This window comes from Paraburkholderia phymatum STM815, from assembly GCF_000020045.1.
Classification (GTDB): domain Bacteria; phylum Pseudomonadota; class Gammaproteobacteria; order Burkholderiales; family Burkholderiaceae; genus Paraburkholderia; species Paraburkholderia phymatum.
Genome location: NC_010622.1, coordinates 1,241,383 through 1,255,195, shown reverse-complemented (window position 1 = coordinate 1,255,195; position 13,813 = coordinate 1,241,383). Strand labels below are relative to the sequence as shown.

Below are 13,813 nucleotides of genomic sequence, written 5' to 3'. Positions count from 1 at the left end.
CGACGCTCCTGGCGTTGCGAAGTGATATGCAGTGCAGTGAAGCAGTGAACCGGTCTACGGGGCGGGGGAGCGGGGGGAAACGGAGAGCGGAAAAACGGGGAAACCGGCCTGAATGCCAGGCCCGTTTCCTTGTTCTTGTTCGCGCAATCCGGGGATTCAGCAAGCAGGCCCGGAAGAGACGACGTCAGTCCGCGAGAGAGGTCAGCGTCGTGCCGGGCGCGCCAACCGTTTGCGCAAGAATGGGCAGTTCGTCCTCGTTCAACTTCAGCGCGTCGCTCAGCAGGCGATGATTGATCCAGCCGCGCACCACGCATCCGAGTCCTTCGGAAGCGCAGTACAGCGATACGTTCTGTGCCATTGCGCCTGCCGCGACGGCAGAGAAGATATCGCGCTGCTGCGGCGGCATGTCGAGCAGACGGGACAGGTTAACCACGTAGACCAGGTCGAGCGGTGCCGCGCCGACGAAGTCCTGGTAGCCGGTCAGGTTGCGCGCATCGCTTGCATGTTTCAGGACCAGCCGATGCGCAGGCGCATCGTATCGATAGACGCCATTGGGCATCACGGCGTACAGGTCGATCTCATTGAACGCGTGTGCCGATGGCGCGGTACGGCCTCCCGCGCGCGGCCGATTGATGCCATCGGCAGCCCACAGCAACGCGCCGAGCGTGGCGGAGGTAAGCGGCGCGTCGGCGAACTCGCGGGTGCTGGCGCGTAGCGCGAGGGCTTTCATCAGCGGCGCGCCAGATGACATGTCGGGTTTCGGCAGTTCGATAACGGCAGGGGTGTCGCCCCGGGCACGAGCCGGCGCACGGCCGTGCGCGGGTTCGTAAGTCAGCAGTTGCGTGTCGCTCATGATCGACTCCTCGATGGATGGCTCGATGCATTCGCCCAGGCGCAAGTGCATCGCTTCCAGGATAGAGGCGACCCGAAGCATGACCGTTGACCTCAGTCAATCGCATCGCGATGTGGTGTGTGGGACCCATAGCCGATCGCGGTAACCGCGCCGAAACGCCCGGCAGCAGTTCGACCAGCGCCCAACCAGTGTTAACGCGGGGAAGACCCGCATGCTTGATCTGTATCAGTCCTGCCGTGCGTGCGCTGGCCGAAGCTTCTTTGTGGTGGCGCGAGCCACGATTCACAGCGAGGAGATGCGTGATGAAATCAGACCGCCAGTTGAGGAAAGAAATCGAGGATGAACTCGAGTGGGACCCCGCCGTGACAGCGACGAATATCGGCGTGGAAGTGACGGATCGCGTCGTCACGCTGTCCGGGCATCCTCCCAGCTACGCCGAGAAGCTCGCCGCCGAAAAGGCGGCGCACCGGGTGGCGGGCGTGAAGGCAGTCGTGGTGGACATGCAGGTCCGGCTGCCGCAGAAGGACGAGCGCACGGATGAAGACATCGCCAGTGCCGTACACGATATCGTGCACTGGACTGTCGGCCTGCCGGACGATGGCGTGAAGGTTCAGGTCGAACGAGGGTGGGTGACGTTGACGGGCACGGTGGAGTGGGCGTACCAGGCACATATCGTTGCGCGCGCGATCAGCCATATGCGCGGCGTGCGCGGTGTCGGCAACCGCATCGAAGTGCGCGGCCATGTCGCACCGCAAGACATCGGCGCGCAGATCGCCCAGGCGATGCAGCGCCATGCGGACCGCGAAGTCAAACACATCGGCATCGATGTCAAGGATGGAACAGTCACCCTGACGGGCAAGGTGGGCTCTTATGCTGAGCGCGCCGTCGCGCGTGGGGCCGCGTGGAGCGCGCCGGGTGTTCGAGCCGTGGTCGACGACCTCGTTGTCGAATGACATACCGCCTGTCGCCGCCGCGCCTCTTCTCATCCGCGACGGCGAAGGACAAGGAGCCTGTGATGACTTTATCGGGAAAGGTGCAGGAAGGAGAGTGGTCGGTGAGCGTGCAGACGGAAGCGGCCGAAGAGGGAGGCTATCGGTCGACGATCCATGTCAGGCATTCGTCGCCGGAAGGTGACTTCGAACGTACCTTTCGACATGACAAGCCATGCAGCACAGAACGCGAGGCGGTGCTGGACGGATTGCGGGAAGGCATGTCGTGGATCGGTTTGAAGATGGCGCGGACCATCAAGGTGTAAAAGTTGCAGGCTCTTTTTCAGGCCTGACGCAAGTCAGGTGTTCGAGTCCATGCCCGCGTAACGCAGGCATGGTTCTGTGGCGAGATCAACCGAACGACGATGGCAACGCTTCCTCTCACGGCCGACGACCAACTTCAATCATTGCCGGAGCATACCGCTCGACTCACGACGCGCAGCTCTGCGATACACGCATCCCGAAGCAATACGCCGGGCCAGGCACCGGCCGGTTGTCACGGAGAAGGCGGTTCTCACCCGCTGCTTTCGCGCGACGCGCTTGACCTCGCGGCGCATGCGGGTGTCGCCGCGCTAACGGGCGGCCTGTCCCCGACGTCCGTGGCGCTTGCCTTCCTGGATTGGGCGTTGCACATGGCAGTCGCGCCTGGGAGGATGCTGGAGCTTTCTGGCGAGGCCCTCCTGGCGAGCACGGAAGCTGCCCAGGGCGCGATGCGTACAAGCGTCGCCCGTCCGAAGCATGGACACGCGCCCGAGGATCCGCGCTTCGCAGATGACGCCTGGGCGGTCTGGCCGTTTCATGTGTATCGCGACGGATTTCTCAGAATCCAGCACTGGTGGGAGATTGCGACGACGGCCATACCGGGCGTCGAACAGCATCACGAGGAACTGGTGCGGTTCCTCGCTCGCCAATGGCTGGATGCGTGCGCTCCCAGCAACTTCATCGCCACCAATCCCGTGGTGCAGCGGGCGGCATGGTCGAGCGGGGGTACGAGCTTTGTCACGGGGGCGATGCACTGGCTTGCCGATCTGCGCGATCTTATGCAGGGCGGCTCCGGCGGCCAGCACGCGCGCCCGTCCACCTGGCTGCCGGGCAAGCACGTCGCCATCACACCCGGCAAGGTCGTCTGGCGCAGCGAGTTATGCGAATTGCTACAGTACGCGCCGACGACATCAATGGTCGCGAAAGAACCCATCCTGATCGTGCCGTCGTGGATCATGAAGTACTACATTCTCGATCTTCAGCCACACGATTCGTTGATCCGCTATCTCGTGGACGCCGGCTATACCGTCTACACGATTTCGTGGCGCAACCCCGGTGAATCGTTCCGTGACGTCGGACTCGACGCGTACCTGCAGGAAGGGTTGCTCGCAGCCCTCGCGCAAGTGCGCGAGCGTGACGCGCAGCGGGTGCACGTGGTCGGCTATTGTCTCGGCGGAACCTTGCTCGCCATCGCGGCGGCGGCGCTCTTTCGCGATGGCAGAGGAGATGAACTGAAAACCATGACACTGCTTGCCGCGCAGACGGATTTCACCGAACCCGGAGAGCTTGGACTTTTCATCGACGCCAGCGAACTCGCGGCACTCGATGCGTTGATGTGGCGGCAGGGCTATCTCGACGGCTCGCAGATGTCGGCGGCATTTCAACTGCTCAAAGCACGGGATCTGGTCTGGTCGCGACTGATGAGCGAGTATCTGCTCGGCCGCCGTTCGCAAGCGAATGACCTGATGGCATGGAACGCCGATACGACCCGCCTGCCTTACCGGATGCACAGCGAGTATCTGACCTGCCTTTTTCTCAACAACGATCTGGCGGAAGGACGCTATTGCGTCGGCGGCCGGCCTGTTGCGCTGTCCGACATCGAAGCGCCGGCGTTCGTCGTCGGCACCGAGCGCGACCATGTTTCGCCGTGGCGCTCGGTCTACAAGCTTCACCTGCTCACGCACAACGAACTGACGTTTCTGCTGACGGCGGGCGGACACAACGCAGGCATCGTGTCGCAGCCGGGACATCCCGAGCGCTATTACCGCTGCGCAACGAGAGCAGCCGCAGAGCCATATCGCGGCAGACAGGAGTTCCTCTCAGCCACCGAACCCGTCGATGGCTCATGGTGGCCGAGATGGAATGCGTGGCTGCGCGACCATTCGGACGGCGAGGTGGCCGGACGCGCGATCGTCGACGGACTGGAAGACGCGCCGGGCACCTACGTGTTCGAGCGGTAGCCGCGCGGCTGCACCGGGCGCGACGTCAACTCAAACGCGGCGCACGTCAAAGCGATTCGAGTTCAACCGTCTGTTGGTAGACGGGAACCTCGCACGACCACCCGAGTGATTCGGCGATTCGACGCCGCATTGCGTCTGCCGCCGCCGGCTCGCCATGTGTGACGAAAGTCCGCACGGGCGGGTCGGTCAGATGCGACAGCCATTGCAGCAGTTCGCGGTAGTCGGCGTGAGCCGAGAGCGACGCGATCGACTCGACGTTTGCCCGCACGCGTACATACTCGCCGTGCAACTTGATCGAACTCTCGTGAGCGGCGAGCGCGGCGCCGCGCGTGCCCGCCGCCTGAAAGCCCACCAGCGCGATCGTGTTGCGAGGATCCGGCGCGTAAAGACGCAGATGATGCAGCACACGGCCGCCCGTCGCCATGCCACTGCCCGCGATGATCAGCATGGGACCGTGATGCGACGCGATCGCCTTCGATTGATCGACGCTCCGGGTCATGATCGCCACCTTGTCGATTGCCTGTGCCTCGGAGATGGTCAATCGATGTTCGTCGAGGTGTTTGCGGTAGACCTCCGTGACGTTCGTCGCCATCGGGCTGTCCAGGTAGACGGGAACGTTCGCCATGCGTCTGGTCTCCTTGAGTTTCGCGATGTAGTAGAGAATCTCCTGTGCGCGCCCGACCGCGAAGCAAGGCATCACGACAACGCCGCCTTTCGCGAACGTCTTGGTGAATATCTGCGCAAGCTCGTCCTCCGGATTCGACTCGGGGTGCAAGCGGTCGCCGTAAGTCGACTCGACTATCAGGTAGTCCGCGTGCGCCAGCGGTGCGGGTGGGCGCATGATGGGGTCATTCGGCCGCCCCACATCGCCCGAGAACGCGAGCACCTTGTGATGACGGCAGATCACGACGCTCGCCGCGCCGAGGATGTGACCGGCGGGCAAAAAGCGAAAGCTCAGTCCGTGACCGAGGTCGACGGGATGGTCGAAAGTGCATGGCACGATCAGTCGCAGCGCACGCTCTGCATCCTGCATCGTGTAGAGGGGCAGCGCGGGATGATGCTTCGAGAAACCGTGCCGGTTCGCAAAATCCGCTTCCTCTTCCTGCAGGCGTGCGCTGTCGCGCAGCATGATCTCGCAGAGCGCGGCGGTGCCTGGCGTGCAGTGCACGCGGCCGTTGAAACCATTGCGCACGAGTAGTGGCAAGTAGCCGCTGTGATCGATGTGCGCATGCGTGAGTATCACCGTATCGATTGACTCGGCGGCCACAGGCAGCGGCATCCAGTTGCGCATCCGCAAGTTCTTTACACCCTGAAACAGCCCGCAATCGATCAGGATGCGGATGCCGGATTCCTCGAGCAGATATTTCGAACCGGTGACGGTCTCGCTCGCACCAAGAAAGGTCAGTTTCATGAGGTCTCCATGCATGCGGACGTGTTGTCAATTGCATCTCATTCGAGTCCGAGCTTATTGACCTAGATCATTCGCCTGTCGGTCGTCGTGGCGGCGAGACCGCAATCGCTGCAGGCGCACCCGCCCAGTCCCGGTTGATTTGGGTCAATCGCGTGCCCAGTGCAAGTGTTAGCTTGTTGTCGGCGAACGTTGTACGTGGAGATGGCAATGGTTCGATTGATTGCAGTGGGATCTGGATTCATTGCATGGCTAGCCGTCCTCGCGCTTGCGGCGATGTACTACCTGATCTGGAAAAACGCCGACTGAGTTGTGGCTGTTCCCAATTGGCAGGAGGCCAAAGCCGATATGCACCCCCCAAATCGAATCGTTCTGTCCCTGGTGCTCGCGTTGGGCACGACGGCTATTGGCGTCCGCGGTCAGTCACTGCCAGAGGCGGTCAGTACCAACGGTGTCTTGTACATGACAGGCGGAATCGGCCAAGACGAGGCGAAGGCATTTCTTTCGCTCGCACCTCGCTACAGTCTGCGCATGATGTTCACGTCGGCAAATGGCGGCTATCTTGCGGATGTCGATGTCCGTATTGCACAGGCGGACGGCAAGCAGGTGCTCGACACGCGCACCGAGGGGCCGTTCCTGTACATCATGCTGCCCGCTGGGCGCTACCGGATTGTCGCCAATGCAGGGCGATCCGATGTGGGGAAGTGGGTGGATGTACCGCGCCGTGGCGGGGTGGATCTGCACTTTTCGGTTGAGGAGCGCGCGCACGGCGGCACGGGCGCGAACTGCAGAGAGTGCGGCGCCTCGCCGTATCCCGGCCGTCCGCATGAATCAGCGTGAATCGATGAGACGCGAAGACACGGCATCGGGTCTGACGGCCGTCGAAGTCGCCGCGTTGCAGGCGAAGTACGGGCCTAACGTCGTCGCATCGTCGTCGGACAGGCTGTGGTGGCGCACCGCGCACGATGTGCTCACGGAGCCGATGTTTCTTCTGCTGCTCGTTGCCACCGCGCTGTATGGCATGCTTGGCGATACGCCACAGGCGATGACGCTGCTCGCATTTGTCGTCGCGGTGGTGTTGCTGACTGCCTTTCAAAGTCATCGGACGGCAAGCGTGCTACGCGCGCTGCGCGATTTGTCCGCGCCGCGTGCCTATGTGTTACGCGATGGAAAGCGTGACTCGGTGTCGGCGGCGCAACTCGTCCCTGGGGATATCGTATTCGTCGAGGAAGGCGCGAAGGTGCCCGCCGATGGCACGCTGATGGAAGCGCACGAACTGAGCGTCGACGAATCGCTGCTTACGGGGGAGTCCATCGCAGTCGACAAGTATCCCTGCAGCACGGGCGGCATGCAGGAAGGCGTCGCGTCGGACTTGCTGTTCTCGGGGACCATGGTGGTCCGCGGCCAGGGATGCATGACCGTCACTGCGACCGGGACACAAACGCAACTCGGACGGATCGGCGCGCAGCTTGCCGACGTCAGGGAGCCTCCGTCGCCGCTGCAGCTCGAAATCCGCACGTTTGTCAGGCGTTTTGCGACACTGGCGCTGATCATCTGCGCGATGTTGATACTTGCGTACCGCTGGCGCACCGACGCATGGCTTCCCGGCCTGCTGGCGGGCATCACGCTTGCGATCAGCCTGCTGCCCGAGGAACTGCCCGTCATCATGACCGTTTTCATGGCCCTGGGCGCTCGCCGTATCGTGAACGAGGGGGTGTTGACGCGGCGGCTGAGCGCGATCGAGACGCTCGGCCAGACCTCGGTGCTATGTGTCGACAAGACGGGCACCCTGACGGAGAACCGCATGTCGGTCCGCGCGCTCTATGCAAACGGGGAGGAAACATGGCTGAAGGATGGCGAGCGTTCCATCACGCAGGCGTTTCATGAATTGATCGAGTATCTCGTGCTCGCAAGCGAGATCGAGCCGCTCGATCCGATGGAGCGCGCGTTTCATGAAGCGGGTCAACAGTACCTGGCTGACACCGGCCGCCTGCATCGTCATTGGTCACTCGTGCAAGAGTATGCGTTGACGCCCGAGTTGCCGGCGATGTCGCATGGTTGGCGAACGTCCGTACCTGGGGAGAGTCTGGTTGCATGCAAGGGGGCACCTGAAGCGATCTGTGCGTTGTGTGACATGCAGGCCGAGGTCGTACAGGCGTTGCTGGAGCGCGCGACGCGCATGGCTGAGCAAGGATTGCGCGTGCTCGGCGTGGCAAAGGCCCACCATGCGGGGGAAAACTGGCCCGACGGACAGCGCGATTTCAACTTCACGTTTGTCGGCCTGGTTGGCCTGCTCGATCCCGTACGCCCGGATGTCACGGGCGCAATCGCCGAATGCAGGGCGGCAGGTGTGCGAGTGGTGATGATTACAGGCGACTATCCGTCGACAGCGCGTGCGATTGCCACGGAAGTCGGCATCGATGCAGCACACGTCGTCACGGGCGCCGAACTCGCCGAAATGGACGATTCTGCATTGCAGCGAGCGATACGCGACTCGAATGTGTTTGCGCGCGTGACACCTGGACAGAAGTTGCGGCTCGTGGAGGCGTTCCGCGTCGCCGGCGAAGTGGTCGCGATGACGGGCGACGGCGTCAATGATGCGCCCGCGCTGAAGGCTGCGCATATCGGCATCGCGATGGGACGCCGCGGCGCCGAAGTGGCGCGCGAAGTCGCGTCGCTGGTGCTGCTTCGCGACGACTTCTCGCCGATCGTGTCGGCTATTCGCCTGGGCCGCCGGATCTACGGCAACCTGAAGCAGGCGCTCAGCTTTACTGTTGCCGCACACATTCCGATGGTCGCCGCAGCAACGATTCCGATTGTTGCGGGCTGGTGGCCGATGCTCGGCCCCGTTCACATCGTCGCCCTCGAATTGATCATCACCCCGGTTTGTTCGATCGTGTTCGAGAACGAGCGGGAGAAGCCTAACGTCATGCGGGAACCGCCACGGCGGGTCGGCGAGAGACTGATGACCAACCGGACGCTTGCAACCAGCGTGGCGCTCGGCTGTGCAGTAGGCAGTGTCGTCGTGTTCGCTTATGCGACAGCGTTTTCGCTCGGGTTCGATGCCGTTGACGCGCGCACGGTCGCCTTTCCGTTGCTCGTCTTAGGTAACCTCGGCATCATGTTCGGCGTGCGTCTGCTCGCGACGGGTGCGACGTCGCGCCTTCCGCGAGGCGCCAATCCGTACGGATGGGCGGTTGCCGGATTTGCGCTCATCGCGTTAGCCTTGCTGCTCACCATCCCTGCAATCGCGTCAATATTCGGCATGCGTGCGGTTCTGGCCGGCCTGATGTGACGCCGGGCGGATGCGGGAGGCGACGCGACCGTCAAGCCATCTCTGTGCTGTGCATCCCGGCAGCAAGTGGATTGTCACAACGTGGGCATATTGAATGAAGTCGCGCATCGGCAATCGCCATCGGCCTTCTTCGGCTAGAAATGCGCGCCGTGATGCGCGTCGGGGCAACGGCGCCGCCCCGCACTGCCGTCGGGTCACACAGCGGCCGTTGCTGCGCTGTCTCGCACGAGCAATACGGGCGTGTCGGCGAGTCGCACCGTGCGGGCGGCGACGCTGCCGACAAGCCAGCGCTCGAAACCGCGCCGGCCGTGAGTGCCGAGAACGAGCAGATCGCCTTTCCAGTCCTGGACATCACGTACGATTGCGTGAGGAATGTCGTCGCGTTCCCTATGTGTCTTGAGCAGTGCCGTCTCCGCATAGCGCCCGTGCTCGGCGCATATCCGCGCTGCCCGTTCAAGTGCTGTGCAACCTTCCTCGAGGTAGGCGCTCTCCAGTACGTTGATGGCGTCTTCGACTAGCGCGTTGCTGGCGCGGTCCACCACGAAGACCGCGCGCAATCGGGTATCAGACGCCGCCAGCTGAAGGCCTGTCTGCAACGCCATGATGGAGCAGGCGCTGCCATCCAGCGCGAAGACCATACGTTGAGCGCGCCTGTCCGTTTGAACGCGGGTCTCCTGCGGCACCAGCAGCAACGAGCAGTCCGCACGGCGCGCAACCGGTTCCGACACAGTGCCCTCGACCCAGCGCAGCAGGCCGTGATGGTGCCGCATGCCCATGACAATCAGATCCGCGTGCCAGTGCAACGCGGTGTCGAGCAAAGCGTCGGCCGTATTTCCGCGGTGCGAGGAAAGATCCACCAGGCCGAATTCAAGCTTCGTCCCGGCAAACATGGCCTCGATCCTGGCGAGCGCGGCGCGCGAATCGCCCACGATTTCGTCTCTTGCGGAAGCGAGAAAGTCTTGCGTGGTTGCGCCGAGCGGAAATAGCGTGCGCGGATTCTGCGCAACCGTGACAACCCGGATCGTCGCGCGATCGGCGAACAGGGCCTTCGTATACTCGGCCGCCCGTGTCGTCGCTTCTGAATCGTCGATGGCCAGCATGACGCGCTGGAACGCTCGACCGACGGTTGACTCCACGCTGGATGCTTGCGCCATGATGCTTCTCCGTATCAGGCGAGAGGATGGCATCGATTCTCCTTCGAAAAGAGCGCTTCCGATTGATCGTTGTCAAATGACAGTGGACGCCGCGCGGTCGTCCAATCCAGACGCAACACAGCGACCTGATTGACCTCGATCAACCGCGCAGGATGCGTGCGGACTAGTCTGACCGTGTGAACTGGGTGTTCAGTTCGCAAACGGAAGCACGGGAGGATCGTTGCCATGAAATCGGACAGTCAGCTGCGTCGCGAAGTGGATGAGGAACTGGCGAACAATCCGGCTATCGATGCGAACCGGATTGGCGTCGCCGTTGCGGACGGCATCGTCACGCTGAGCGGCCACGTTTCAGACTATGCGCAGAAGATCGCCGCCGAACGATCCGTGCTACGAATTGCCGGTGTGGTTGCGGTCGTCGCCCATATGGACGTGACGCTGCGTGAAGCCGATCAAAGAACGGACGAAGACATCGCGTTGAGCGTGCGCGCCGTGCTCGACTGGATCTCCGGTCTCGAAGAGGATTCCATCAGGATCAAGGTGGAGCAAGGCTGGGTGACGTTGAGCGGTATCGTCAAGGATGGCTACCGCAGCCATGTCGCCGAGAAGCATATTGCGCACATGCGCGGCGTCACGGGCATCACGAACAACATCAGAATCTCGGGTTCCGCTTCTCCGACCGATATCGAGACCAACATCCGCAAGGCCATCCAGCGTCATACGGATCGGGAAATGAAGCATCTCGACGTTCAGGTGGACGGGGGAAACGTCACCCTGTCGGGCCACCTCGGTTCCACCGTTGAGCGGGCGATCGTGTGGGGTGCCGCGCGCGCCACGGCGGGCGTCAAGACCGTTGTCGATCGTCTTGTGATCGGTTGACGTCACGCCGCCGCTCGGCATCAATGAAGTGACGGGTAATGATTGGAGGCACATATGAACTGGCTGACGGAATACTTCGCACAAGGCACTCGCACCTTGAATCTTTCCTTGTGGGTTTATCCACCTGCCGTGGTGGGTCCCGATGGTCCCATCGTCCAGCCGGCTACATTGTGTGCGCCGTATCCGGGTATCGAGCTCGTGTTTTCACCCGCGGGGCAGGTCCGGCACGGCGACAGGGCCTACGACCTTCCGGCACGATACGACAGCGCAGGGCCGACAACGGGGACAGTTGCGGCAGCAGCGAAAGACGATGCGAACTTCTTTCGCGAGATGTCCATTTTCGCGCCTTCGCATCTGAACGGCGAAGCCGTCATCGTGATCAACCGTGCATTCTCGTTCACGCCGCTATTTGCTGCCGACGGCACGCCCGGTTTCGTCGGCGTGGCAATGCCGGACTCGGACGACTATTTCCGCGCTGGCCAGATGAAGCTTCCGTGGATGTTCGCGGGATACGTCAGCATCTGAGAGAGACGGGAGCACGGGTGACTCACCAGCGAGGAGCAGCCCATGAGCAGCAATGAAACGGAGGTCCTCTGGTTCGACGTGTTGCGCCGTACGGATGTGCCGTCCGTGGGCGGCAAGAATGCGTCGCTCGGGGAGATGGTCGGTTGCCTCGCCAGCAAGGGCATCCGTGTTCCACCCGGCTTCGCGACGACAGCCGGCGCGTACTGGCAGTTCATCGACGCGAACGGGCTGCGCGAAAGCATGTCGACGGTGCTCGCGGAATTCCGCGCCAATCGCCGCTCGTTGGCCGATACGGGTGAAACGGTTCGCCGGGCAATCCTTCGGGGCGAATGGCCCGCCAGCACGACGCGCGCCATTTGCGACGCGTATGCCGAACTCGGACGCCGCGTCGGCGTCGACGATCCGGATGTCGCCGTGCGTTCGAGCGCCACGGCTGAGGATTTACCCGACGCGAGCTTCGCGGGACAGCAGGAGACCTTGCTCGCCATTCATGGCACGCATGCGTTGATGGATGCATGCCGCCGGTGCTATGCCTCGCTATTCACGGATCGTGCCATCAGTTATCGCGAGGCACGAGGCTTCGATCACATGAAGGTTGCACTGTCGGTCGGCGTGCAGCAGATGGTGCGCTCGGATCTGGGTGGCGCGGGCGTCGCGTTTTCGATCGATACCGAAACGGGCTTCGACAAGATCGTATTGATCAGCGCGGCTTGGGGGCTCGGCGAGAACGTCGTGCAAGGCGCCGTCGATCCCGACGAATATGAAGTATTCAAACCGCTTTTGCAGAACGAAGCGTGGGTGCCGATTGTCGGCAAGAAGCGCGGCAGCAAGCTGAAGAAAATGGTGTACGCGAAAGGCGGCGCACATCCGACGAAGAACGTGCCGACTTCGAAAGCGGAGCGTGCGGCATTCGTCCTCGCCGACCGCGACGTGCTCACGATTTCACGCTGGGCGTGCGAAATCGAATCGCACTACGGGCAGCCGATGGACATCGAATGGGCAAAGGACGGATTGACGGGAAACATCTTCATTGTCCAGGCGCGGCCCGAGACCGTCCAGTCGCGGCGTGAGGCGACCGCCGTCAAGACCTTCCGGCTCATATCGGCGGGACGCGAGCTTGTCACGGGCGTGAGCGTCGGCCAGGCTATCGCGGCCGGGAACGTGTGCGTCATCGACAGTCCTGCAGAGCGGGAGCGGTTCGTCGATGGCGCCGTGCTCGTGACGGCCGCGACGGATCCCGACTGGGTGCCCGTGATGCGGCGCGCTGCAGGTATCGTGACGGACCACGGGGGCCGCACGTCGCACGCGGCGATTGTGAGCCGTGAACTGGGCCTTCCTGCCATCGTCGGCACGGGTCATGCCACGCGGGTGTTGCACGACGAGCAGGAAGTGACGGTGTCGTGCGCGCAAGGCGAAGTCGGGCGCGTGTTCGAAGGCATGGCGGACTACCAGGTCGAGGAGATCGACTTCGCGGCGATCCCGCAAACCCGAACCCAGGTCGTGCTGAATCTCGCGAACCCCGACGCCGCACTGCGCTGGTGGCGCATGCCGGCAGACGGCATCGGCCTGGCGAGAATGGAGTTCGTGATCAGCAATCACATCAAGATTCATCCGATGGCGCTCGCGTGCTTTGACCAGTTGAAGGATGCCGAAGCGGCCCGGACAATCGCGGCGATGACGGAAGGGTACAGCGACAAGACGGAATACTTCGTCGACCGGCTTGCCTGCGGACTCGGCCGCATAGCGGCCGTGTGTTATCCGCGGCCCGTGGTGGTGCGTTTGAGCGACTTCAAGACGAACGAATATGCGCACCTGACGGGAGGCAAGGCGTTCGAGCCGCTCGAGGAGAATCCGATGCTCGGCTTTCGCGGCGCATCGCGCTATTACTCGCCGCGCTACGGTCCGGGCTTTGCACTCGAATGCCGTGCACTGCGCCGCCTGCGAATGGATATGGGCCTGAACAACGTGATCGTCATGGTGCCGTTTTGCCGGACGCCGGACGAAGCGGATCGCGTCCTCGACGCGATGGCGGCCAATGGCCTCAGGCGCGCAGAGGACGGATTGCAGGTCTACGTGATGTGCGAGATTCCGTCGAACGTCATCCTCGCCGACGCGTTCGCGCAGCGGTTCGATGGGTTCTCGATCGGCAGCAACGATCTGACGCAACTCACGCTGGGCGTCGACCGGGACTCCGCAGAACTGGCATCGCTGTTCGACGAACGCAACGAAGCCGTGCGCTGGATGATCCGCGAAGTCATCGAACGGGCGCATCGAGCCGGTGCGAAAGTCAGCCTATGTGGCGAAGCGCCGAGTGTGCATCCCGAGTATGCAAGCTTTCTGGTGGAATGCGGCATCGACTCCATCTCGGTGAGTCCCGACAGTTTCATCGCAGTCAAGCAGCACGTCGCGCAAGCGGAACGGGAAGCGGCGCATCGTGCGACGGGCGAGCAGACGCGCGGATCGATACTGTCTCAAACGGTGCGGTAGGGCC

At 62.8% G+C, this 13,813-nt stretch carries 11 protein-coding genes; 8 read left to right on the top strand and 3 right to left on the bottom strand.

From position 1 onward, the window contains the following. Positions 1-184: 184 nt before the first annotated feature. Positions 185-853 (bottom strand): SagB/ThcOx family dehydrogenase, encoded by a 669-nt coding sequence (locus BPHY_RS05625; RefSeq protein WP_041763773.1) that lies wholly within the window; start codon positions 851-853, stop codon positions 185-187. Positions 854-1,155: 302 nt separating this feature from the next. On the opposite strand from BPHY_RS05625, the gene BPHY_RS05620 reads away from it, so the two are divergent. The 3 genes from BPHY_RS05620 to BPHY_RS05610 all read left to right on the top strand — a co-directional run bounded on the left by BPHY_RS05620 (position 1,156) and on the right by BPHY_RS05610 (position 4,064). Next, positions 1,156-1,806 (top strand): BON domain-containing protein, encoded by a 651-nt coding sequence (locus BPHY_RS05620; RefSeq protein WP_012400511.1) that lies wholly within the window; start codon positions 1,156-1,158, stop codon positions 1,804-1,806. Positions 1,807-1,868: 62 nt separating this feature from the next. Further along, the gene (locus tag BPHY_RS05615; RefSeq protein ID WP_012400510.1) at positions 1,869-2,108 is read left to right on the top strand and encodes a hypothetical protein; all 240 of its coding nucleotides are present in this window, start codon (positions 1,869-1,871) and stop codon (positions 2,106-2,108) included. A 99-nt stretch (positions 2,109-2,207) separates the two neighbouring features. Beyond that, on the top strand, positions 2,208-4,064 hold the full coding sequence (locus tag BPHY_RS05610; protein WP_012400509.1) for a PHA/PHB synthase family protein: 1,857 nt from the start codon (positions 2,208-2,210) through the stop codon (positions 4,062-4,064). Positions 4,065-4,110: 46 nt separating this feature from the next. On the opposite strand, the gene BPHY_RS05605 is transcribed toward BPHY_RS05610, so the two are convergent. Then, positions 4,111-5,475, bottom strand: coding sequence for an MBL fold metallo-hydrolase RNA specificity domain-containing protein (locus BPHY_RS05605; RefSeq protein ID WP_012400508.1), 1,365 nt, complete (start codon positions 5,473-5,475; stop codon positions 4,111-4,113). A 309-nt stretch (positions 5,476-5,784) separates the two neighbouring features. Between BPHY_RS05605 and BPHY_RS05600 the strand changes: the two genes are divergently transcribed. Beyond that, positions 5,785-6,312 carry a carboxypeptidase regulatory-like domain-containing protein gene (locus BPHY_RS05600; protein ID WP_176061955.1) on the top strand — a complete coding sequence of 176 codons (528 nt, stop codon included), beginning with the start codon at positions 5,785-5,787 and terminating at the stop codon, positions 6,310-6,312. Continuing rightward, positions 6,299-8,767, top strand: a complete 2,469-nt coding sequence (locus BPHY_RS05595; protein ID WP_012400506.1) for a cation-translocating P-type ATPase — start codon at positions 6,299-6,301, stop codon at positions 8,765-8,767. Before BPHY_RS05600 ends, BPHY_RS05595 begins: the two co-directional genes overlap by 14 nt. 194 nt (positions 8,768-8,961) lie before the next feature. Here BPHY_RS05595 and BPHY_RS05590 read toward each other — a convergent pair whose 3' ends face one another. Then, positions 8,962-9,867 carry a universal stress protein gene (locus BPHY_RS05590; protein WP_322789028.1) on the bottom strand — a complete coding sequence of 302 codons (906 nt, stop codon included), beginning with the start codon at positions 9,865-9,867 and terminating at the stop codon, positions 8,962-8,964. Positions 9,868-10,146: 279 nt separating this feature from the next. On the opposite strand from BPHY_RS05590, the gene BPHY_RS05585 reads away from it, so the two are divergent. The 3 genes from BPHY_RS05585 to ppsA are packed head-to-tail and all read left to right on the top strand — an operon-like array spanning position 10,147 to position 13,809. After that, a complete protein-coding gene (locus BPHY_RS05585) occupies positions 10,147-10,797 on the top strand; it encodes a BON domain-containing protein (protein ID WP_012400504.1) in 651 nt (216 codons plus the stop codon). A 54-nt stretch (positions 10,798-10,851) separates the two neighbouring features. Continuing rightward, entirely contained in the window at positions 10,852-11,322 is a 471-nt protein-coding gene (locus BPHY_RS05580; RefSeq protein WP_012400503.1) for a hypothetical protein, read from the top strand. A 42-nt stretch (positions 11,323-11,364) separates the two neighbouring features. Further along, a complete protein-coding gene (ppsA, locus tag BPHY_RS05575) occupies positions 11,365-13,809 on the top strand; it encodes a phosphoenolpyruvate synthase (RefSeq protein WP_012400502.1) in 2,445 nt (814 codons plus the stop codon). Positions 13,810-13,813: the final 4 nt, after the last annotated feature.

Excerpts from the sequence above, each read along its gene's own strand:
- BPHY_RS05620 (WP_012400511.1), top strand. The coding sequence starts at position 1,156 with ATGAAATCAGACCGCCAGTTGAGGAAAGAAATCGAGGATGAACTCGAG.
- BPHY_RS05595 (WP_012400506.1), top strand. The coding sequence starts at position 6,299 with ATGAATCAGCGTGAATCGATGAGACGCGAAGACACGGCATCGGGTCTG.
- BPHY_RS05580 (WP_012400503.1), top strand. The coding sequence starts at position 10,852 with ATGAACTGGCTGACGGAATACTTCGCACAAGGCACTCGCACCTTGAAT.
- BPHY_RS05610 (WP_012400509.1), top strand. The coding sequence starts at position 2,208 with ATGGCAACGCTTCCTCTCACGGCCGACGACCAACTTCAATCATTGCCG.
- BPHY_RS05590 (WP_322789028.1), bottom strand. The coding sequence starts at position 9,867 with ATGCTGGCCATCGACGATTCAGAAGCGACGACACGGGCGGCCGAGTAT.
- BPHY_RS05585 (WP_012400504.1), top strand. The coding sequence starts at position 10,147 with ATGAAATCGGACAGTCAGCTGCGTCGCGAAGTGGATGAGGAACTGGCG.
- BPHY_RS05605 (WP_012400508.1), bottom strand. The coding sequence starts at position 5,475 with ATGAAACTGACCTTTCTTGGTGCGAGCGAGACCGTCACCGGTTCGAAA.
- ppsA (WP_012400502.1), top strand. The coding sequence starts at position 11,365 with ATGAGCAGCAATGAAACGGAGGTCCTCTGGTTCGACGTGTTGCGCCGT.
- BPHY_RS05625 (WP_041763773.1), bottom strand. The coding sequence starts at position 853 with ATGAGCGACACGCAACTGCTGACTTACGAACCCGCGCACGGCCGTGCG.
- BPHY_RS05615 (WP_012400510.1), top strand. The coding sequence starts at position 1,869 with ATGACTTTATCGGGAAAGGTGCAGGAAGGAGAGTGGTCGGTGAGCGTG.